23 protein-coding genes are annotated in these 19,815 nt (G+C 64.7%); 16 read left to right on the forward strand and 7 right to left on the reverse strand.

Annotated elements, in window-relative coordinates:
* Positions 1-172 precede the first annotated feature (172 nt).
* Positions 173-1,525, forward strand: a complete 1,353-nt coding sequence (gene hemN / locus DES45_RS05270) for an oxygen-independent coproporphyrinogen III oxidase (RefSeq protein ID WP_114768953.1) — start codon at positions 173-175, stop codon at positions 1,523-1,525.
* 59 nt (positions 1,526-1,584) lie between these two features.
* Here hemN and DES45_RS05275 read toward each other — a convergent pair whose 3' ends face one another.
* The 6 genes from DES45_RS05275 to DES45_RS05300 all read right to left on the reverse strand — a co-directional run bounded on the left by DES45_RS05275 (position 1,585) and on the right by DES45_RS05300 (position 7,279).
* Complete coding sequence (locus tag DES45_RS05275) at positions 1,585-3,495, reverse strand: nitric oxide reductase activation protein NorD (protein WP_114768954.1); 1,911 nt, start codon at positions 3,493-3,495, stop codon at positions 1,585-1,587.
* 13 nt (positions 3,496-3,508) lie between these two features.
* A complete protein-coding gene (locus DES45_RS05280) occupies positions 3,509-4,321 on the reverse strand; it encodes a CbbQ/NirQ/NorQ/GpvN family protein (protein WP_114768955.1) in 813 nt (270 codons plus the stop codon).
* A gap of 67 nt (positions 4,322-4,388) precedes the next feature.
* Positions 4,389-5,738 (reverse strand): cbb3-type cytochrome c oxidase subunit I, encoded by a 1,350-nt coding sequence (locus DES45_RS05285; RefSeq protein ID WP_114768956.1) that lies wholly within the window; start codon positions 5,736-5,738, stop codon positions 4,389-4,391.
* A gap of 16 nt (positions 5,739-5,754) precedes the next feature.
* Complete coding sequence (locus DES45_RS05290; protein ID WP_114768957.1) at positions 5,755-6,207, reverse strand: c-type cytochrome; 453 nt, start codon at positions 6,205-6,207, stop codon at positions 5,755-5,757.
* Positions 6,208-6,432: 225 nt separating this feature from the next.
* Positions 6,433-6,708 carry a cytochrome C oxidase subunit IV family protein gene (locus DES45_RS05295; protein ID WP_114768958.1) on the reverse strand — a complete coding sequence of 92 codons (276 nt, stop codon included), beginning with the start codon at positions 6,706-6,708 and terminating at the stop codon, positions 6,433-6,435.
* A 4-nt stretch (positions 6,709-6,712) separates the two neighbouring features.
* On the reverse strand, positions 6,713-7,279 hold the full coding sequence (locus tag DES45_RS05300; RefSeq protein ID WP_210210184.1) for a cytochrome c oxidase subunit 3 family protein: 567 nt from the start codon (positions 7,277-7,279) through the stop codon (positions 6,713-6,715).
* Between the two features lie 130 nt (positions 7,280-7,409).
* Here DES45_RS05300 and DES45_RS25010 point away from each other — a divergent pair, with 130 nt between their 5' ends.
* Together DES45_RS25010 and DES45_RS05305 are read left to right on the forward strand one after the other, a co-directional pair.
* Positions 7,410-7,565, forward strand: coding sequence for a hypothetical protein (locus DES45_RS25010; RefSeq protein WP_170151398.1), 156 nt, complete (start codon positions 7,410-7,412; stop codon positions 7,563-7,565).
* Between the two features lie 22 nt (positions 7,566-7,587).
* Entirely contained in the window at positions 7,588-7,821 is a 234-nt protein-coding gene (locus DES45_RS05305) for a DUF1858 domain-containing protein (protein WP_425374264.1), read from the forward strand.
* Between the two features lie 54 nt (positions 7,822-7,875).
* Here DES45_RS05305 and DES45_RS05310 read toward each other — a convergent pair whose 3' ends face one another.
* Positions 7,876-8,574, reverse strand: coding sequence for a Crp/Fnr family transcriptional regulator (locus DES45_RS05310; protein ID WP_114768959.1), 699 nt, complete (start codon positions 8,572-8,574; stop codon positions 7,876-7,878).
* A 284-nt stretch (positions 8,575-8,858) separates the two neighbouring features.
* Between DES45_RS05310 and DES45_RS05315 the strand changes: the two genes are divergently transcribed.
* From DES45_RS05315 to DES45_RS05375, 13 genes are all read left to right on the forward strand, one after another.
* On the forward strand, positions 8,859-9,311 hold the full coding sequence (locus DES45_RS05315) for a pseudoazurin (protein ID WP_114768960.1): 453 nt from the start codon (positions 8,859-8,861) through the stop codon (positions 9,309-9,311).
* 67 nt (positions 9,312-9,378) lie between these two features.
* Positions 9,379-10,824 carry a cytochrome c oxidase accessory protein CcoG gene (gene ccoG, locus DES45_RS05320; RefSeq protein WP_114768961.1) on the forward strand — a complete coding sequence of 482 codons (1,446 nt, stop codon included), beginning with the start codon at positions 9,379-9,381 and terminating at the stop codon, positions 10,822-10,824.
* Positions 10,824-12,005, forward strand: coding sequence for an NnrS family protein (locus tag DES45_RS05325; RefSeq protein ID WP_114768962.1), 1,182 nt, complete (start codon positions 10,824-10,826; stop codon positions 12,003-12,005). Before ccoG ends, DES45_RS05325 begins: the two co-directional genes overlap by 1 nt.
* A gap of 154 nt (positions 12,006-12,159) precedes the next feature.
* Positions 12,160-13,038, forward strand: coding sequence for a DUF6455 family protein (locus DES45_RS05330; RefSeq protein ID WP_114768963.1), 879 nt, complete (start codon positions 12,160-12,162; stop codon positions 13,036-13,038).
* Between the two features lie 135 nt (positions 13,039-13,173).
* The gene (ccmE, locus tag DES45_RS05335; RefSeq protein ID WP_114768964.1) at positions 13,174-13,632 is read left to right on the forward strand and encodes a cytochrome c maturation protein CcmE; all 459 of its coding nucleotides are present in this window, start codon (positions 13,174-13,176) and stop codon (positions 13,630-13,632) included.
* A 12-nt stretch (positions 13,633-13,644) separates the two neighbouring features.
* Positions 13,645-14,991 carry a TCR/Tet family MFS transporter gene (locus DES45_RS05340; protein ID WP_114768965.1) on the forward strand — a complete coding sequence of 449 codons (1,347 nt, stop codon included), beginning with the start codon at positions 13,645-13,647 and terminating at the stop codon, positions 14,989-14,991.
* A gap of 66 nt (positions 14,992-15,057) precedes the next feature.
* Entirely contained in the window at positions 15,058-15,786 is a 729-nt protein-coding gene (locus DES45_RS05345) for a Crp/Fnr family transcriptional regulator (protein WP_114768966.1), read from the forward strand.
* A 190-nt stretch (positions 15,787-15,976) separates the two neighbouring features.
* Complete coding sequence (locus DES45_RS05350) at positions 15,977-16,282, forward strand: DUF2293 domain-containing protein (protein WP_114768967.1); 306 nt, start codon at positions 15,977-15,979, stop codon at positions 16,280-16,282.
* 38 nt (positions 16,283-16,320) lie between these two features.
* Positions 16,321-16,803: a GNAT family N-acetyltransferase gene (locus DES45_RS05355; RefSeq protein ID WP_114769438.1), complete on the forward strand. Its 483-nt coding sequence runs from the start codon at positions 16,321-16,323 to the stop codon at positions 16,801-16,803.
* A complete protein-coding gene (locus tag DES45_RS05360) occupies positions 16,800-17,312 on the forward strand; it encodes a dihydrofolate reductase (RefSeq protein ID WP_114768968.1) in 513 nt (170 codons plus the stop codon). The genes DES45_RS05355 and DES45_RS05360 overlap by 4 nt, the downstream gene beginning before the upstream one ends.
* 135 nt (positions 17,313-17,447) lie before the next feature.
* Positions 17,448-18,602: an FtsH protease activity modulator HflK gene (hflK, locus tag DES45_RS05365; protein WP_114768969.1), complete on the forward strand. Its 1,155-nt coding sequence runs from the start codon at positions 17,448-17,450 to the stop codon at positions 18,600-18,602.
* Positions 18,599-19,552, forward strand: coding sequence for a protease modulator HflC (hflC, locus tag DES45_RS05370; RefSeq protein WP_114768970.1), 954 nt, complete (start codon positions 18,599-18,601; stop codon positions 19,550-19,552). Before hflK ends, hflC begins: the two co-directional genes overlap by 4 nt.
* Before the next feature lie 7 nt (positions 19,553-19,559).
* The gene (locus tag DES45_RS05375) at positions 19,560-19,751 is read left to right on the forward strand and encodes a DUF2065 domain-containing protein (protein WP_114768971.1); all 192 of its coding nucleotides are present in this window, start codon (positions 19,560-19,562) and stop codon (positions 19,749-19,751) included.
* Positions 19,752-19,815 lie beyond the last annotated feature (64 nt).

Consider the following 19,815-nt stretch of genomic DNA (forward strand, 5'->3'; position numbering starts at 1 on the left):
GGAATTGCGGAGTTTTGATCCAGATCAAATTCGGGAGCGATTTGCAGAACTCCGGTGTGTGTTTTTGAGAGAGGTCAAAGACCACGCCCGCACCCTCGCCTAAGCAACCTCCATGTGTCGTTCAGACGGCGCGATCCATCCGTCGCGCCGAACCGCTCTACGAGGAATTCCAATGAGAGATGACCTAAGGGAACGTTATGGCGAGGAGAGGCTCCCCCGCTATACGAGCTACCCGACGGCGCCTCAGTTCTCCGATGCCGTCGGACACCAGTCCTACGCTGATTGGCTCAGCGCGCTTCCCGCAGAAACGAGCGCTTCGCTCTACCTGCATGTGCCGTTCTGCCGGTCCATGTGCTGGTATTGCGGGTGCCACACGACCATCACGCAGCGAGACCAGCCGATCGTCGACTATATCGCGGTCCTTCGGCGAGAGATCGGCCTGGTGGCCGATCGCTTGAGCGCGCCTCTGCCCGTCCGGCATGTCCATTTCGGCGGAGGAACCCCGACCATCATGGAGCCAGCCGAACTGCTTGATCTCGTCGAACTCATGAGGCACCGGTTCGTGATAGACGGCACGGCAGAGATCGCCATCGAAATCGATCCCCGCACCTTGACCCGTACGATGACCGGCGCGCTCGGTGCCGCGGGCGTGACCCGCGCGAGCCTCGGGGTCCAGAGCTTCGATCCGGTCGTGCAGCGTGCCATCAACCGCATTCAGACCTTCGAGCAGACCGCCAGGGCGACGGAAGGTCTGCGTCAGGCAGGCGTGCGCGGAATCAACTTCGATCTGATCTACGGTCTTCCGCACCAGACGGTGGAGTCCTGCGTCGAGTCCGTCCGGCGCAGCATCGAGCTTCGGCCCGAGCGGTTCTCCGTCTTCGGCTACGCGCACGTGCCCTCGTTCAAGAAGCACCAGCGCAAAATCGATGAAGCCGCGCTCCCCGATGGCGCCGCACGTTACGCCCAGGCCGAGGCAATCGCGGAGGCCTTGACCGCAGCCGGATATCGGCGGATCGGGCTCGATCACTATGCGCTGCCCGACGACACGATGGTGCAGGCGCAGGACGACGGTGTCCTTCACCGCAATTTCCAGGGTTACACAACCGATCCGAGCGACGTGCTGATCGGCTTCGGCTCTTCCGCAATCGGGCGTCTCACGCAAGGATATTCGCAGAATGAAGTCGTGATCGGGCGCTATGCCGAGCGCATCCTGCAAGGCGAGCTTGCAACCGCAAAGGGCTATGCGCTCACTCCCGACGACCGGCTCAGAGCCGACCTGATCGAGCGTGTGATGTGCGATTTCAAGGTCGACGTCCAGGAGGTCTGCGCCAGGCATGGAACTGCGCCCGAGTCGATCCTGCAGGCGATTCCCCGCCTTCGCATGCTGGAGCAGGATGGGATCATCAGGCTCGACGGCAATGTGCTGTCCGTAAACGACGACACGCGGTTCCTGGTGAGGAGCGTCGCGTCCGTCTTTGATGCCTATCTCGGGATGTCGGGCAGAACCCACAGCCGGGCCGTATAGGGCCGGCTCTTTTGAGATGAGGACGAAGCGAGCCGCTCAGGTGAGCGGCTCGCTTTTTATCAACGAACGAGCTGACGATAGATCGCCGGAAGGGCGGCCGGCAGCTTCGCCACCTGGCTCACGATGGCGTATCCGCCGCGGCCGAAGAGGGTCGGGAAGTAGGATTGCGCCTCCCGGTCGACCGTCACGCCGAAGACCGAGACGCCGGCGCGACGCGCCTCCATCACGGCACGGCGGGTATCCTCGATGCCGAAGCGGCCTTCGTAATGGTCGATATCGTTCGGCTTGCCGTCGGTGAGCACCAGCAGGAGACGCTGGCGGTTCGGGCGCTCGGTCAGCTTCGCGGCTGCGTGGCGGATGCCGGCGCCGATACGAGTGTAATACCCTGGCTTCAAAGCCGAGATTCGCCGCACGACCGGCTCGCCGAACGGCTCGTCGAAGTCCTTCAGGGTCTCCACCCGCACCCAGGAGCGCCGGCGGGACGTGAAGGTCAGGATCGAATGGGAGTCGCCGCAGGCTGCGAGGCCATGCGTCAGAACCAGGAGAGCCTCTTTCTCCACGTCCAGAATCCTGCGGTCGTCCATCCACGCATCCGTCGACAGAGATACGTCGACCAGAAGCGTCACGGCGAGATCATGTGCCTGGCGCCTGCTGGCGAGGTAGACACGATCCGATCCGCAGCCGCCCGAGCGCAGATCGGTCGTTGCGCGCACTGCCGCGTCGACATCGATCTCCTCGCCGTCGGCCTGAGCGCGCAGGATTTCGTGCTTCGGCCTCAGGGCCTCGAACTGCCGACGAACCCGGCGGATGCGCCGCCGGGCCTCCTCGTCCGGCTGCCAGACCTCTCCCTGCTCATCGGCTCGCGCGGCGAGCACGCGGCAGTGGTTCGGGAGGTACGCCCGCCGGGTGTAGTCCCATTCCGGATAGGTCAGGTCGGCCGTGAGCGACGAGGTGTCGACCGCCTCGGGCGGCAGGTCGAGATCAAACTTGAGCTTGGTCGCCGGCTTGCCGTGGTGCTTCGAGAGCGGGATCTCCTCCGTATCGTCGAGAGCCTTCTCGGCATTCTCGTCCTCGTCGTCGTCGGAAGGCCGGTTGACGTTGACCATCTCGGCCATGGCCAGGATCTTCTCGAAACGGTTCAGCACGAAGGGATCCTTGCGCTGGGCCTGGTCCGCCTCGCGTCGCGCGGCGAAACGCCTGCGGGTGTCGGAACCAGCGAGATCGCTGGGCCCGGCCGGTTCGTCGCTGCTGCGGGTCGATGCATCTGCAATGCGGGCCCACGTGTCTCCCCAGAGCGGAACCGGAAGAAACGCCTGATATCCGGCGGGAGCCGACAGGCTCATCGTGCCGCCGGTATGTGAATCCCAGAGAGCAGGGGGGATCGCGCCTTCGTCGCCGAGGAGAGACAGCACGATCTGCTCCACCCGGCTTTCCGCCGGAGGAAGGCTGCGGCGCGGGCGGGCGGACAGGAGGGCGTGGCATAGGTCGCGATAAGACCCTTCCAGTCCAGGGCATGCACGGAACACTGCCTCAACGGTGTCACGTACCCGTCCCAGCACGAGAACGTCGCGACGCAGGGGATCGGGCTCCGTGATCGGCTCCACGGGCACATGAGCAAAGTAGGCCGCGAGCCAGAGATAGAGGGCCCGATTCAGCTCGCTTGACGGAAAAAGCTCGATCGTCGGCGGCAGGAAGAGCGTCGCGAGATCGCGTCCGGGCTGGTCGAGCCGCTCCTCAGCGATGCCGATGCGCTGGCGCAGGCTCAGGCGGTGGCTGGACGCGCGGGCGGCCGTGCCGGCAAGCTGCACGCCCGGCTCACCGCCAAGGCCTCGGAAGTATACCGCAAGCGGGCCGCGAACCTCATCGAGGGAGACCGCGAAATCAGGGTGGCGCGGATAGGTGGCCGCGCGACCGACGAGCCGGTGCCAGAACTGGCCGACGGTTTCCTCGAGCTCCAGAAAATCGAGCATGATGCTCTCCCGATCAGCCGAGGGTCGCCCGAGCGACCTCGATCAAGGCCTTCTTGACGTCGACATCGTCCGTCAGGGGCTCGATCATCGCTGCGGTGACGGCTTCCTCGGGTGAAACGCCGGCTGCCATGAGAGAAGCGCAGTAGACCAGGAGGCGGGTCGAGACGCCTTCCTCCAAGTCCTGGCCCTTCAGCGCGCGCAGGCGGCGCGCGAGCAGCAGAAGCGGGCGGACACGATCCGCAGACAGGCCGCTTTCGGCCGCCACGACCCCAACCTCGTGGTCGATCGGCAGGAAGTCGAACTCGATGGCGACGAAGCGCTGCCGCGTGGACGGCTTGAGCGATTTCAGGAGAGTTTGATAGCCGGGGTTGTAGGACACTACGAGCATGAAGGAATCCGGGGCCTGAAGTTCCTCGCCGGTCCGGTCGAGCGGCAGGATGCGGCGGTCGTCGGTCAGCGGGTGCAGCACCACGGTCACGTCCTTGCGCGCCTCCACGATCTCGTCGAGATAACAGATGCCGCCTTCGCGCACGGCGCGGGTGAGCGGCCCGTCCGCCCAGACCGTGTCGCCGCCCTTCAGGAGATAGCGGCCGGTGAGATCCGCCGCGGTCAGGTCGTCATGGCACGACACCGTATGGAGCGGCAGGCCGAGCCTTGAGGCCATATGGGCGACGAACCGGGTCTTTCCGCAGCCTGTCGGCCCCTTCAGGAGCAGCGGCAGGCGCTTGCGCCAAGCGAGCTCAAACAGCGCGCATTCATTGCCGGCGGGAACGTAGTAAGGAAGATCGACGGCGGGTTCGGGAACGGCTTGAAGGAGGGGCTTCATCGTGGTGGCCTTTCATGGCTGAAATTGTCGAGGCGGGGCGGCCTCGATGGGGCCGCCCCGGCATGGCTCATTCGGCAGGCTGGAGTCCTGCGGCCGTCAGACGCTGCGCCTTCTCGCGTCCGGGGACGAACACCGCGTAGATGAACATCAGTGCGGAGATCAGCACGAAGATGCCTGAGCCGAGGCGGATCCAGTAGAACAGGGCGAGCTGGTCCTGGACCTCCATGTACGACTGACCGAGCACGCGCTGCAGGTGGACTTGGATCACGCCCGCGAAGGTGAGCGCGAAGGTCATCACGGACATGGCCGTGCACATGATCCAGAAGCTCACGATGCTGAGCATCTGGTTGTACGGGGCACGGCCGAGCAACTGCGGCATCGCGTAGGCCATCACGGCGAGGTTCAGCATCACATAGGCGCCGAAGAAGGCGAGGTGCCCGTGCGCGGCGGTGACCTGCGTGCCGTGGGTATAGTAGTTCACCGACGACAGCGTGTGCAGGAAGCCCCAGACGCCGGCGCCGAAGAACGCCATCACCGAGCAGCCGATCGACCACAGCAGGGCGGCACGGTTGGGGTGGCGACGCCCGGCCTTCCAGGTCATCTGCACGGTGAACACCACCATGGTGAAGAAGGGCGCGACCTCAAGCGTCGAGAAGAGCGAGCCGATCCACTGCCAGTAGCCCGGCGCGCCGATCCAGTAGAAATGGTGACCGGTACCGAGAATGCCGGAGAACAGCGCCATGCCGACGATGACGTAGAGCCATTTCTCCACCACCTCGCGATCGATGCCGTTGAGCTTGATCATCAGAAAGGCGAGCACGGAAGCCATGATGAGTTCCCAGACGCCTTCGACCCAGAGGTGCACGACGTACCACCAGTACATCTTGTCCACCGCCAGATTCGCGGGGTTGTAGAAGGCGAACAGGAAGAAGATCGCGACGCCCCAGAGGCCGAAGAGCAGGATGTTCGTCACCACCGTCTTGCGGCCTTTGAGAACGGTCATCGTGATGTTGAACAGGAACATCAGGCAGACCACGACGATGCCGACCTTGATCGCGAACGGCTGTTCGAGGAACTCGCGGCCTTCGTGGATCTTGAACATGTATCCCACCACCGCCACGCCGGCCGCGACGAAGAACATCCAGAACTGGATCTTCGCCAGGAGTGGGCTGAACAGCTCGGTTTCCGCCTCCTCCGGAACCAGGTAGTAGGTCGCACCCATGAACCCGATCAGCAGCCACACGATCAGGGCGTTCGTATGGATCATCCTGACGATGTTGAAGGGCAGGAGCTCGGAGAGGGTGTTCGGCAGGACATAGATCGTGCCTGCGAGCACGCCGAACAGAACCTGCGCCAGAAAAAGGCCGAGTGCTCCATAGAAGTAGAGCAGGGCCACCTTTTGCGTTTGATACTTCATGATGATGATCCTGATCTCAGCCGGCCTTGTTCGGGGGCCAGCTTTGGGTCTTGATGCGGCTGGTCCATTCCAGGAAATCCGCGAGATCGTTGAGTTCCTGGTCTGTCAGGTTGAATTGAGGCATCTGGCGGCGCCCCTCGATGCCCGACGGCTGCGCGGCCATCCAGGCCTTCAGCATGTCGCGCGCGGCGGCAGAATCCTCCTTGCCGCCCCAGCGATCCCAGAGATTGCCGAGCTCGGGAGCGAAGTAGGCCCCTTCGCCCAGGATCGAGTGGCAGTTAATGCAGGAGTTCTTCTCCCACACGTGCTTGCCGCGAGCGACGGACGACGACAGGGTCGCGGCGTCCGTTGACGTCGTGTTCATGTAGTAGTGGCTGTGGGCGGTCAGGCCAATGAAGATGGCGAAGAAGAAGAACGAGCCGCCGTAGAACACGTTTCTCGCCGCCGATTTGGTGAGGGCTTCAGCCATCACGCGATCCTTTCTGATGTGACTGGAAGGCAAAGGGCCAGCACAGGCCGCATGGCTTCATTCCATCGCGGTGGGCCGCGCGAGGGTGCTGCGGAATGTTCGGAAGGGGACATGTCGATCATCCTGACGTAGAATTTCTGCCGCGCGCTGGCGGTTGGCAGGCAAGCTACAGGAGCGGCCGAGAGGCTCTTTGTTCTGGCACAAGCTTCCTGCAACGGCGCGGACTTAGCCCCGGAGAGCGGAAACCGCTGCCGCACACCACGGCAGGGCCGTGACCATCATCAGCCAGGAGAGAAACAGTGCCCGCCAGCCGGGCGGCGTACCGCGCAGCTTGAGGAAGTCCATCAGCATCCAGCGTCCCTTGGCGAAGGCCGCGGCGAGGACCACAGCGTTGGCAACGAGCCCGCCGATGCCGACGCGACCGGCGCCGAGGCTGAACAGGGTGAGCAGGACCAGGAGGAGCCAAGCCCGGGTGATCCGATTCGAGGGCGAGCGCGTCATGATTTCATCCGACCAGATAGATGAGCGGGTACATGACGACCCAGACGAGATCGACCATGTGCCAAAAGGCGGTGCCCGTCTTCAGGTTGTCCAGGCTGTCATGGACCGCGACTAGGGCCAGGATTGCGACGCCCATCACCACGTGCAGAAGGTGGAAGCCGGTCAGGAGGAAGTAGAGGGTGAAGAAGGTGTCGGTATCCATTCCGATGCCGAGACGGGCCTTCGCCACATATTCGATCACCTTGACGGCGATGAAGACGAGGCCAAGGCAGATGGCGGCGGCGAGCAGAATGCGCGCTCTCAACCGACCGCCGGTCGCGCGTGCCTCTACGGCGAGCGCAGCGAGCCAACCGCTCGTGACGAGAACAACGGTGTTCATGCCGCCGAGGGTCGCATCGAGCTGCGCCTGCCCGACCGCGAAGAGGGCCGGCTGCACCGCGCGGGCTCCGGCAAAGGTCAGAAGAAGCAGCCCGAAGGTGACGACCTCGGTCAGAATGAGGACCCACATCATCGGGTGCCCAGGCAGGTCCGACAGGGCGCCCCAGCTCCGCTCCTCTTGTCCGGCAACCATCGCGTCCGCTCCTCCGGTAGGATCAGGAGAGGTGTTATCGCCGGGATTTCATCCGTCTCGTTGCTCTGGCGCAAACAGTCGACCCGGAATTCGCGATATCAAGGCTCAAGCAAACGGAGGAGAGCGGATTGTGAGCGATGCTCAGATCGGACTGATGACGGCGGCACCCCTCATCGTCGTTTTTGCGATCATGCTTCACCGGATGGGCGTGCTGCGCCTGTCCGGGACGATCGCAGCGGTGACCATGTCGGTTGTGATCGCGGCCGCTCTGTTCCTCACGCAATAGAGGATGCGTTACCGATCCTCGCATGGAGGCGATGATGAGCATTGAAGCCAACCGACCTGTCGATGAGATCATGCGACAATGGCCGGCGACGATCCGCGTGTTTCTGGATTATCAGATGCGCTGCGTCGGCTGCCCGATCGGTTGTTTCCATACCGTGGAGGACGCGTGCCGCGAGCACGGCGCCGACAGGGTCAAGTTCCTGGCAGACCTGAGGGCCGCCGCCGCGAAGGCACCGGTCCCGGCTGTGGAGGCTTAGGCGCTGACCCCTGGACCTTGATGTACCCCTGGGCCGACATCGAGGAGAGGTTCCTCAGGTTGCAGGACTATCGGCCAGCATGAACAGCTTGTGAGGATCACAGATGGTGATCCTCTGACGTCCGCTCTCGACGAGGCCGCGATCTTCCCAGGCGCTCAGGATGCGGCTCACGGTATGAAGCGTGGTCCCCGTCATCTCGGCCACGTCCTGTCGCGAGATCGGAAAGTCGATCTGCACGCCGTCGGCGCTCTTCCTGCCGGCTTGGCGGGCGAGGCGCAACAGGGCGTGGGCGACGCGCTTCTCCACCTGCTCGGTCGAAATCTCCACAACGCGCGTATGAGCATCCTGCAGTCGGGACCCTATCGTCTGAATGGTGTTGACGGCGAGGGCCGGATGTCTGGCGACGAGACGGGGCCAGACGGCCGAAGGCCAGACGAGAGCGATGCTGTCGACGATGGCCAGCGCAGATGCCGGGTAGGTTTGGCGATTCATGGCCATGGCGATCCCGAAGATGTCGCCGGGCGTAACGAAGCGGACCACGACCTGCTGGCCGTCCGGCGTCACCTTCATGACCCGCAAGTGCCCATGAAGGAGAACGAAGAACGAGTGAGCTTCCTCGTCCTGCTGGAAGACCGGGCTCCCCTTGGGATAGCGAATCGACTGCGCCTCGCGGACGATCTCGTCGAGATCGTCCGCTGGCATTCCGGCGAACATGGGCAGATTGGCCACAAGGGACTTGTCCAGGGCAGGCATCGGGCGTTCCCAATTCAGAGGGGCGATATCCCGGATGTGAATCCGGAATTGCCAGGCAACCGATTGGAGCGAGCGCTCCGACGGTCGCGGACGACTGGTCATCCCTACACCAGAGCCTGTCCGGGGGAATTGAGCTATCTCAAGCGTGCGGCATGCCCGGCCGGTGCGGCGCCAATCGTATCTCTCTTTGTTCCAGATCAAGCATGCCCGGCCGCAGGCAGCGTATGACCTCTCCTCAAGAGCCGCTCGGCTCGTCCAATTCAGGTCTCACGAGGAGAAGAACGATGCGTAAGGTTTTGGTGCTGGGGATGCTGGCCGCTCTGGGCCTGGGTGGGGCTGCAAGTGCGGCCGAGGTCGAGGTCAAGATGCTCAACAAGGGAACCGAGGGCGTGATGGTGTTCGAGCCCGCCCTGGTGAAGGTCGCGCCGGGCGATACGGTCAAGTTCGTTGCCGCCGACAAGGGGCACAACGTCGAGAGCATCGACACCATGCTGCCCGAGGGCGGCAAAACGTTCGTGGGCAAGGTCAACGAGGAGATGGCCGTCACCTTCGATAAGCCCGGCGTCTACGGCTACAAGTGCAAGCCGCACTACGGCATGGGCATGGTCGGCATGGTCGTGGTGGGCGAGCCCACAAACACGGATCAGGCCAAGGCGGCAACCCATCCCGGGAAGGCCAAGCAGGTGTTCGGCACTCTGTTCGACAAGCTCGCGACCACCACGACTGCGGCGAAGTAGCACGTCAGGCGCTGAGAACGTGAGCCGCCGCAGGGCTTCTCCTGCGGCGGCGTTTCAGATCATTCCCATGGCCACACTCGATATCAGCTTCAAGCCCGAACGTGCACACCTGCGCAGACCCAATCGCGGGACCATCGCGGAGCGGGTCGTCCCGCAATCCGTCTCTGGCCGGTATCGCCGCCTGAAGTGGGCGGCCCTGGCCGTCTGCCTTGCGGTTTATTACGTGCTGCCGTTCCTCCGTTGGGTACGCGGCCCGGGCCAGCCGGATCAGGCGGTGCTCTTCGACCTCGAGCGCGGACGCCTCTATTTCTTCTTCATCGAGATCTGGCCTCAGGAGGTCTATTACCTGACGGGCCTTCTCGTGCTGGCGACCCTGGTCCTCATTTGGATCAACGCCGTCGCCGGACGGGTATGGTGCGGCTATTTCTGCCCGCAGACCGTCTGGACCGATCTGTTCCTCCTCGTCGAGCGCGTGGTCGAGGGCGACCGGCGCGAGCGACTGAAGAAGCAGGGAAGCGGGCTATCGCCGAAACGGATCTTCGAGATCGGTTTCAAGCACACGATCTGGATCCTGATCGCCATGGCAACGGGCGGCGCTTTCGTCCTCTACTTCTCCGATGCGCCGACGCTCGTGTCCGATCTCGTGACGGGCCGGGCGTCTGCGATCGCCTATGCCTGGGTCATTATCCTGACCGGCACGACCTATACTCTTGCAGGGTTTGCCCGTGAGCAGGTCTGCACCTGGATGTGTCCCTGGCCCCGACTCCAGGGGGCGATCTGGGATCCGGAAGCGCTCACCGTCAATTACCGCGACTACCGCGGCGAGCCCCGAGGCTCCGCCAAGAAGGCCGCCGAGCTGAAGGCCAAGGGCGAGCCTGCCGGCGACTGCGTCGATTGCCTGCAATGCGTGAATGTCTGCCCCATCGGGATCGATATTCGCGAGGGGCCGAACTTCGCCTGCATCAATTGCGGCCTGTGCGTCGATGCATGCGATACGGTCATGGGCAAGCTCGGCCGGCCGCGGGGGCTGATCGACTACGAGGCATGGTCCAACATCGAGCGCGCTCGCGTCGGAGAGCCGGCGCGCCGGCGCGTCGTCCGGCCCAAAACCGTCGGCCTCGGTCTGTCGGTGATCGCGTTGGCGTCCGCGATGGGCGTCGGCCTCGGCATGCGCAGCGAGGCCAAGATCGCCGTGATCCACGACCGGAATCCCGTTGCCGTGCGACTGTCCGATGGGCGGGTCCGGAACGGCTATACGGTCCGCCTCTACAACAAGGCCGATGACGAGCGCTCGTTCCGGATCGCCGTCGACAGGCTTGAGGACGCTGCGATCGAGGTGGTCGGCGACGACACGCTCGTGGAGGTGGCGTCGGATGCGACGCGCGAGCTTCGCGTGCTCGTGACGGCCCCGATGGGGGCACGGCAGCCGATCGGCTTCGTCGCGACCGACATCAAGACCGGCAGCGCCGTTACGGCGCAGGATCTCTTCATTCCAGTCGAAGGAGGCCCATGATGGCCCCGATTCCCCGCCTGCGGTCCTACGAGGGGCCCGCGCTTCTCTCCTACGGCTTCCGCCCCTTCTTTCTTCTGGGGTCGCTCTACGCCGGCCTCGCGATCCTGGCGTGGCTGCCGATGTTCTACGGCGAGCTGCAGCTGTCGACGGCCTTGTCCCCGCGGGACTGGCACATCCACGAGATGCTGTACGGATATCTCTCGGCCGTCGTCACAGGATTCTTGCTGACGGCGGTTCCGAACTGGACCGGCAATCTCCCGCTTCAGGGCAAGCCCCTGCTCGTCCTGGTGCTGGCCTGGATTGCGGGCCGGATCTCGGTGACCACCTCCGCCTGGATCGGGTGGGAGGCCGCGGCCCTCATCGACAATGCGTTCCTTCTCCTCGTCGGAGGCGCCATGGCGCGGGAGATCATCAAGGGGCGAAACTGGCGCAACCTGAAAGTCCTCGTCGCTGTCGGAATTTTGGTCGCCGGCAACGTCATCTTCCATATCGAAGCCCATGTTCTCGGCGCGGCGGACTACGGTACACGGTTCGGGATCGCCGCCACGATGATGCTCATCATGCTGATCGGCGGACGCATCGTGCCGAGCTTCACCCGCAACTGGCTCGCCCGCGAGAACCCGGGCCGCCTTCCAGCCGCGTTCGGTTCCTTCGATGTGATTTCCATGATTTCGGCCGCCGTCGCGCTCGTTGCCTGGATCGTCGCTCCGGACTGGAGCGCGACAGGCGGGGCTCTGATCGCTGCGGGCCTGCTCCAAGCCGTGCGGCTCGCCCGCTGGGCCGGAGACCGGACATGGCGCGATCGGCTCGTGCTGATCCTGCACATCGCCTATCTGTTCGTTCCGCTCGGGTTCGTTCTGACGGGGCTCTCCGCGCTCGACCTGCTGCCGGCGGCGGCCGGAATTCATGCTTGGACCGGCGGCGCCATGGGAGCCATGACCCTGGCGGTGATGTCGCGGGCGAGCCTTGGGCATACGGGCCGGGCGCTCGTCGCCTCGCCGGTGACCCAAGTTCTCTATGGGCTGATTGTTGTTGCGGCCCTCGCGCGCATCTGTGCCGCAGTCCATCCCGCCTGGAGCGGAGGCCTGCTGCATCTGGCTGGACTGGCCTGGGCCGGGGCCTTCCTCGGCTTCGTGCTGACCTATTGGAATGTCTTCACGCGTCCGCGCGTGACGTCCTGAGGCGGGTCGGCTTGCCGGCGCGGGGGGCACATGCCGGCAGTCGATCCGCCTCGGGCGCTCATATTCCCGCGAAGGTGTTTGCGCCCGATCAAAGTCGCGACTCGGCTGCTCCTGCTAGCCTTCGTGACGGTTTCAGGCGACGGGAGGATCCGAGATGTTCGGTGCCATTGGACAGCGAATTCAGCAGAACGCTCAGAACTTCGGCGACATGATGATCCATGTCGGTCTCGATCCCGATACGCTGCCGGAAACGGAAACCGCTTTTGCGAGGGCCATACGCCGCTGCCTGTGGTGCTCGCATTCGGAAGCATGCCGAGAATGGCTCAATGCGAAGGAAAAGGGTGACCGGGCCGCACCGCGCTTCTGTGCGAACGCGACGTTTTTCGAGCGCAATCTGGCGGCGAGGCCTGCCTTGAGGGGAAAGGATACGACCCACCGGGGCGCCGAAAGGCCAGACGCGGCTCTCCTGGCTATCGGAGAGGAATGGAATTCTGCCGCGGCGGAGTACGATGCGAGCACGCTCGCGCTCGATGCTGCAGAGGAACGACTGGAGGATCTCGATCCCACGCCGCCCGAAGCGCTGTTCGAGAGGCTTGGAGATCGTGCCATGGGGTTACCGGCGGCGCGGCTGCATCATGGAGGGCGCACCTGGTACGCTCCGGTCATTGCGCTGGTGCGGGCGCGGAGTTCCGCCGAGGCGACGACAGCCGAGGCGCGAGAGCGCCTTATCGAGATCATCTCCGCCTATGACGCGTGGTATGCCGCCCGTGCGGCGGCCGAGGAGGCCAGCGGCGTGTGGTTCGCCGCCGCCAGGGACAAGGCGGCCGGCGAGCGGGTCGATGCGCTTAACGCTCGTCTCGTCTCCACGCCGGCGCGAACCCTCGAAGGGCTGAGACAGAAAGCCGCTGCTGCAGTCTGGGCCGCCGGCGGGATCGCTCAGCTGGAGGCCAAGCTCCGAGAATCCGGGCAGATCGATGCAATGCTCGCCATGTCGATCATTCGAGACCTGCTGACGGCGGATCCGGAGCAGTAACGCAGCTGCGTGCAGCGCTTTCGGTGCAGCCGACATGAAAGACCTGAAAGCATCCCGGCTTGCGCTCGATCAAACCCCTGGCCGATACGCCATGCTATCGAGCGTCGATCGTTGAAGCCTTGGAGACACTGGATCGTGACCCGCAAGCAAAGGCGCCTGAGCCTCATCGGAGCTGGATTGTCGACCATTGCCGTCGCGCTTGGCCTCGTGTTCTTTGCCATGCGCGACTCCATCGTCTTCTTCCATACGCCGAGCGACATCCATGAAAAGGTGGTCTCGCCGGGTACCCGCTTCCGCCTTGGCGGCCTTGTTCAGGAAGGATCGCTTCGCCGGGGCGAGCACCAGACCATCGCATTCACGATCGCCGATACGGGCGGCGCTGTCGGCGTGCAATATAGAGGTCTCCTGCCGGACCTGTTCCGCGAAGGACAGGGTGTCGTGGCAGAAGGCATGCTGGATCCGACCGGTCTCTTCAAGGCCGATACCGTGTTGGCCAAGCACGACGAGAACTACCTGCCTCGCGAGGTCGCCGACGCCCTGAAGAAGCAGGGGCACTGGCAGGGCGCCGGTCCTGCCTCGACCAGGTCGCCCTAGCCGGACGAGCAGATGCATCGCTCCGACAATGCACCCAACATCGAAAGCGTCATGAACATCTCCCTGCCTCGCCCGAATCCGACCCGTCGTGCGGCCCTGCCGTTCATCGTGATCACCGTCGCCCTCGATCTTCTCGCCTTCGGGATCATCATTCCTGTCCTTCCCCGCCTGATTCAGGATTTTCTCGGAGGGGAGGCGGTCAGCGCCGCGCAGATCTATGGGCTGTTCGGGCTGACATGGGCCGTGATGCAATTCTTCGGCTCCCCGATCCTGGGCACACTATCTGATGCGGTCGGGCGTCGGCCGGTCATTCTTCTCTCCAACATCGCACTCGGCATCGATTATCTCGCCATGGCCGTTGCGCCCGGGGTCGGGTGGCTTCTGCTCGGACGCGCAATCGGGGGCCTGGCGTCGTCGAGCTTCACGACCGCATTCGCCTATGTGGCAGACGTGACGGACGCTGACCGCCGCGCGGCGGGTTTCGGGATCATCGGTGCGGCGTTCGCCTTTGGGTTCATCGCCGGGCCTGCGCTCGGCGGAATTCTCGGCGCGGTCGACCCGCGGCTTCCCTTCGGGGCGGCTGCAGCGCTCTGCCTCGCGAACGCCCTGTATGGCATCTTCGTCCTGCCGGAGTCGCTCCCCCAGGAGCGGCGGGCGCCGTTTTCATGGAGCAGGGCGAACCCTCTGGCGGCCCTTCGGCTTCTGAAATCGAACCGCACCCTGTTCGGGGTCTCGGCCGTTCTTTTCCTGTCGAACTTGGCGCACGAGGTCTTTCCGGCCGTCTTCGTGCTCTATGCGGGCCACCGCTTCGGCTGGAGCGAGGTTGTCATAGGCTTTGCGCTGGCATCCGTCGGCATCGCTTCTGCGGCCGTTCAGGGAGGGCTCGTGCGCCGGGCCGTCGCGCGCTTCGGCGAGGTGCCGACCATGGTAGCGGGCCTTGCTTGCGGCGCTGCCGGAACCATCCTGTTCGGCCTCGCTCCGAGCGGCGGCTGGATCTGGCTCGCCATTCCCGTCGCGGCCCTGTGGGGACTTTTCGGCCCATCGGCTCAGAGCCTCATGACCCAGCGGGTTCACCCGTCGCAGCAAGGGCAGTTGCAGGGGGCGCTCAACAGCCTGAGGGGCGTGAGCGGCCTCATCGGGCCGGTCCTGTTCACGAGCAGCCTTGCCGCCGCCATGTCCCATCAAGGCGCGACGATGATCCTGGGGGCGCCGTTCTTTGTTGCCGCCGTTCTCCTTCTGGGTGCTCTTCTCGCCATTGGACTGGCGCCTTGGCGCACGGGACTGGTGGATCGAAGCCGCGGCTGCCGCGCCGTGCCGTTGCTCTCCCGTCATCAGGGGCAAGCGACCCTGACCCGCTGACGGCACCGGCCATTCGGCCTCCTGCGGAAGCATTGCCTTTCCTCCCACCACATTCCGGCAGAGCGCATGTTCGAGAATGCATTGTCGATAGGCCTTCTCAGAGGCCTCGATGCGGGCGCCGCATCGGAGTTGCTGCGCCATGCCCGGCGACGGATCGTCAGCCCCGACGAGGTGCTGTTCGCGGAAGGAGAGGCCGCCCAAGCGGTTCATGTCCTGGCCTCAGGGGTGGCGAGATTGGTGCAGACGACGCCGACGGGTGCGCGCGTCATCGTCAAGTACGTTCGTCCGGGGGAGATCTTCGGCAGTCCGGCCCTGCTCGCAGGCCGATATCCGGTTCATGCCATCACCGTCACACAGGGAGTGGAGCTCCAATGGCCGTCCGAGTTCATTCGGGATCTCGTCGACCGGCATCCGCTCGTGGCCCTCAACGTCATTCATGACCTTGAGACCCGGCTTCGGGAGATGGAGAGCAGGTTGCGCGATCTTTCCAGCGAGCCCGTGGAGCAGCGCCTCGCGCGGACGATCCTGAGGCTCGTCGACACCTTCGGAGAGACGGTGCCGGAGGGTGTCGAGATTCCGTTCCCGGTCAGCCGCCAGGATCTCGCCGATCTGATCGGCAGTACGTTGCCGACCGTGAGCAGGACATTGCGTGCCTGGGAGGCGCAGCGCCAGATCCGCCGCTATCGGCGCCGCCTCGTGATCGCCGATGTCGGGGCCGTCGCATCCGTCCTGAGCAAGGGGCCGGAGGAGGAGGCGAAGCCGCGTCGGAGCCATCGACGGACCGCTCGCGCCTGACCCATCCACTGCCCCGAACCTAGGGCGTTTCGGCTGCTTCGGCGAGCACGGTTGCATTCGAGCGGGTAGCGGATGGAATCTCGCTATGGCTGCTGTGCTGAGGCAGCCGAGGCTGCTATAGAGTTCAGGTCCTAGAACCTGCCCGAGCCGGCCGGCCGTCGCAGATCATCAGCTCGGAGCCTCTCCATTCATGAACAGGCGTGAAGCCGTCGAGAGCGCCGTCCGCATCCTCGCGCCGCGGATCCCGCGGCATGAGTTCGAGGTGGTGACGGATCATGCGCTGGGCAGCCGGGGGCTTCACAACGCGTCCCCCGAAGCGGCGGCCTGGCTGTCCCTCGTGTCGTATATCCGACACCAGTTCACGGACTACGATGGCCTCCTCGCCGAAGGCTACGATCAGGACAGCGCCCGGTTCTTCGTCCTCGACGACATGAATGCGATCCTGGAAGGGTGGGGGTCGCCCCGACGGGTCGAGGCGGAGGAAGAGGGCGATTGAGGCTCGACAGAGCGCACAAGCTTGGGCACAAGATCCCCATGTCCATCACGATCTGCCAAGCCGAACCCCGCGATGCACCCCTCGTGTTCGATTTCATCCGGGAGCTGGCGGAATACGAGCGCCTGGCTCACGAAGTCGACGCCACGGAGGCGGACATCGCCGGCGCTCTCTTCGGCACCCAGCCGCGGGTTTTCGCCGACATCGCCGAATGGAGCGGGGAGCCTGCGGGCTTCGCTCTGTGGTTCTACAATTTCTCCACGTTCCGGGGGCGGCACGGGATCTATCTGGAGGATCTCTACGTTCGCCCCGCGTTCCGCTCCAAGGGGATCGGCAAGGCGCTCCTGCGCCATCTCGCACGCCGCTGCGTCGCCGAGGGGCTGCCGAGACTCGAATGGTGGGTGCTCGACTGGAACGAGCCGGCCCTTCGCTTCTACCGGTCGATCGGGGCAGCCCCTATGGACGAATGGACGGTGCAGAGGGTTACCGGAGAACCTCTCTTGAAGCTGGCGGAGGCATCATGACGGTACCCCTCATCATCGTCGTCGCCGCCGCGGATAACGGCGTCATCGGGCGGGACAACCAGCTTCTCTGGCGTCTGAAAACGGACCTGCGCCGGTTCCGGGACCTGACCTGGGGCAAGCCCATGATCATGGGCCGAAAGACCTTCCAGTCCATCGGCAAGCCGCTGCCCGGGCGCGAGACCATCGTCCTGACCCATGACCGGTCCTTCGCGGCGGACGGAGTCCACGTTGCCCATGACTGGGATCAGGCCGTCGCCATTGGCACGACCCTGGCGCAAGCCATGGGAGCCGATGCGATTGCCGTGGCCGGGGGCGCGGAGATCTACCGTCTCGCACTGCCGCATGTCGAGAAGATCTACCTGACGGAAGTCCATACGGCTCCCGAAGGAGACGCCGTGTTCCCGCCCGTGGATCGATCACGCTTCCGTGAAGTCAAACGCAGCGACCATCCCAAAGGGGCCGATAACGAGCATTCGTTTACCTTCATCGATCTTGAACGGCGCTCTTAAGGCCTTGAAGAGTTGACGAAAGCCTCGACAATCCCCAAGTCGCAGCCTTGACAGGTGGGAGAAACACCACCCACAACCGCCTTTCACCCAAACGGCTCGACCGGCCGGACTTTTCAGAGTGAGGAATGGCAACCTATGCCTTGGAGTAACCAAAGCGGCGGCGGCGGCCCATGGGGCAATCGCGGCGGATCGGGAGGCGGCAAGAGCCCTTGGGGCGGTGGCGGCCCGCAGGGGAACGGCAATCCCCCGGATCTTGAGGACATTCTTCGCCGCTCTCAGGACCGTCTGAAGGACTTCCTGCCGGGCGGCGGCGGCTCCATGGGCGGCAAGGGACTGGCAGTCCTGGTGCTCGGCGTGATCGCCGTCTGGCTGCTGACCGGTTTCTACACGGTGCGGCCGAACGAGGTCGGCATCAACATGATCTTCGGGCGCTATACCGGAACGACCGGCGAGGGCCTGCGCTACAATCTGCCCTATCCGATCGGCCGGGTCCTCAAGCCGAACGTCACCGAGCAGCAGCGGATCGAGGTGGGCTACCGCTCCACCGGTGGGCAGGCGCGCTCCCGTGACATCCTCGAAGAGAGCCTCATGCTGACGGCCGATGAGAACATCATCGACATCGACTTCGATGCGGTCTGGCAGGTCAATCCCGCCCGGGCCCAGGATTTCGTCTTCAATCTCCAGAACCCGCAGGGCACGATCAAGTCCGTGGCGGAAAGCGCCATGCGCGAGGTCGTCGGGCGCCGCAACATTCAGGCGATCCTGACCACCGAGCAGGCGAGCGTCGCCCAGGAGGTGCGCCAGATCATGCAGGAGGCCCTGGACGCCTATGGGGCCGGCGTTCTGATCAACGTCGTGCAGCTTCAGGCCGCCCAGCCTCCGGCAGACGTCCGCCAGGCCTTCTTCGACGTGAACGCGGCCCAGCAGGACGCCGTGCGCGTCCAGAACGAGGCCGAGACCTTCGCCAGCCGCGTCGTTCCCGAGGCGCGAGGCGAGGCCGCACGGACCGTGCAGCAGGCAGAGGCCTACCGGGAGCAGTCCGTCGCGGACGCGACCGGTCAGGCGGCCCGCTTCCGTCAAGTCTACGAATCGTATCGTCAGGCCCCCGAAATCAGCCGCGAGCGCATCTTCCTCGAGACGATGGAGCGCGTCTTCGGCAACGTCGACAAGGTCATCATCGATCCGAGCAGCGGCGGACAGGGCGTCGTTCCTTACCTGCCCCTCAACGAGCTACAGAACCGGCAGCCTGCCCAGGGCGGCAATCCGGCCCAGCAGGGAGCCACGCGATGAATAGTTCCGCCTTTCGCACCGGCATCCTGATCCTCGTGGGGCTTGCCCTGATTGTGCTCTACAGCTCGGTCTTTATCGTCCAGCAGACCCAGTATGCCCTGGTGCTCCGCTTCGGCGCGGTGCAGTCCGAGATCCGGGAGCCCGGCCTGAAGTTCAAGTTGCCGCTCATCGACAACGTGACCTATTTCGACAAGCGCGTGCTGGACTTGGACCTTCCGGTGCAGACGCTCCTCTCCGCCGACCGCCAGAACCTGGAGGTCGACGCCTTCACGCGCTACCGGATCATCGACCCGCTCAAGTTCTATCAGGCGGTCGGCAACATCACCCTGGCGAACCAGCGGTTGGCCAGCTTCACCAACTCGACCATGCGTAACATCCTGGCGAGCGCGTCGCGCGATGCCATCGTTCGCACGGAACGCGCGGACCTCATGAACCGGATCCAGGCAGACGTGAACCGGCAGGCGGGGAGCCTCGGCATCGAGATGATCGACGTCCGTCTCACCCGGGTCGACCTGCCGGCGGCCAACAGCCAGGCGGTTTATCAGCGGATGCGGACCGAGCGCGAGCGCGAGGCGGCGGACCTGCGCGCCAACGGCCAGCAGCGGGCCCAGACGATCCGGGCCCGCGCCGAGCGCGAGGCGACCATCATCCGGGCCGAGGCGAACCGCCAGGCCGAGGAGCTGCGCGGTCAAGGCGACGCAGACCGGAACCGGATTCTTGCGGAGGCCTTCGGCCAGGATCCGGACTTCTTCGCCTTCTACCGCTCCATGCAGGCGTACGAGAACGGCTTGAAGTCCGGAGACACCCGGCTCGTCCTGAGCCCGGATTCGGAATTCTTCCGCTTCTTCAACACCACGTCCGGCCGGCCGAACGGCAACGGTCAGGCGGCTACGCCCGCGCGGCCGGCCCCGGCCGCTCCGGCTCCCGTCCAGCCCGCACCTGCCCAATAAGGCGACGATGCTGGACCTTATCGCAGCCCTCGGCCTCGCTCTCGCGGTCGAGGGCATTTTGTTTGCGGCCTTCCCGGACGGGATGAGGCGCGCCATGTTCGAAGCGGCTCACAGCCCGAGCGACCGGATGCGGCTGGTCGGGATCCTGTCGGCGCTTGTCGGCCTCGGGATTATCTGGCTGGTGCGCCAATTCGGATGAGATCGAGCCCCGCTTCCGCCGTAATCGGAGCTTGAATGACGGACCGGACGAACAATTTATCTAT

The organism is Microvirga subterranea, assembly GCF_003350535.1.
Classification (GTDB): Bacteria; Pseudomonadota; Alphaproteobacteria; order Rhizobiales; family Beijerinckiaceae; genus Microvirga; species Microvirga subterranea.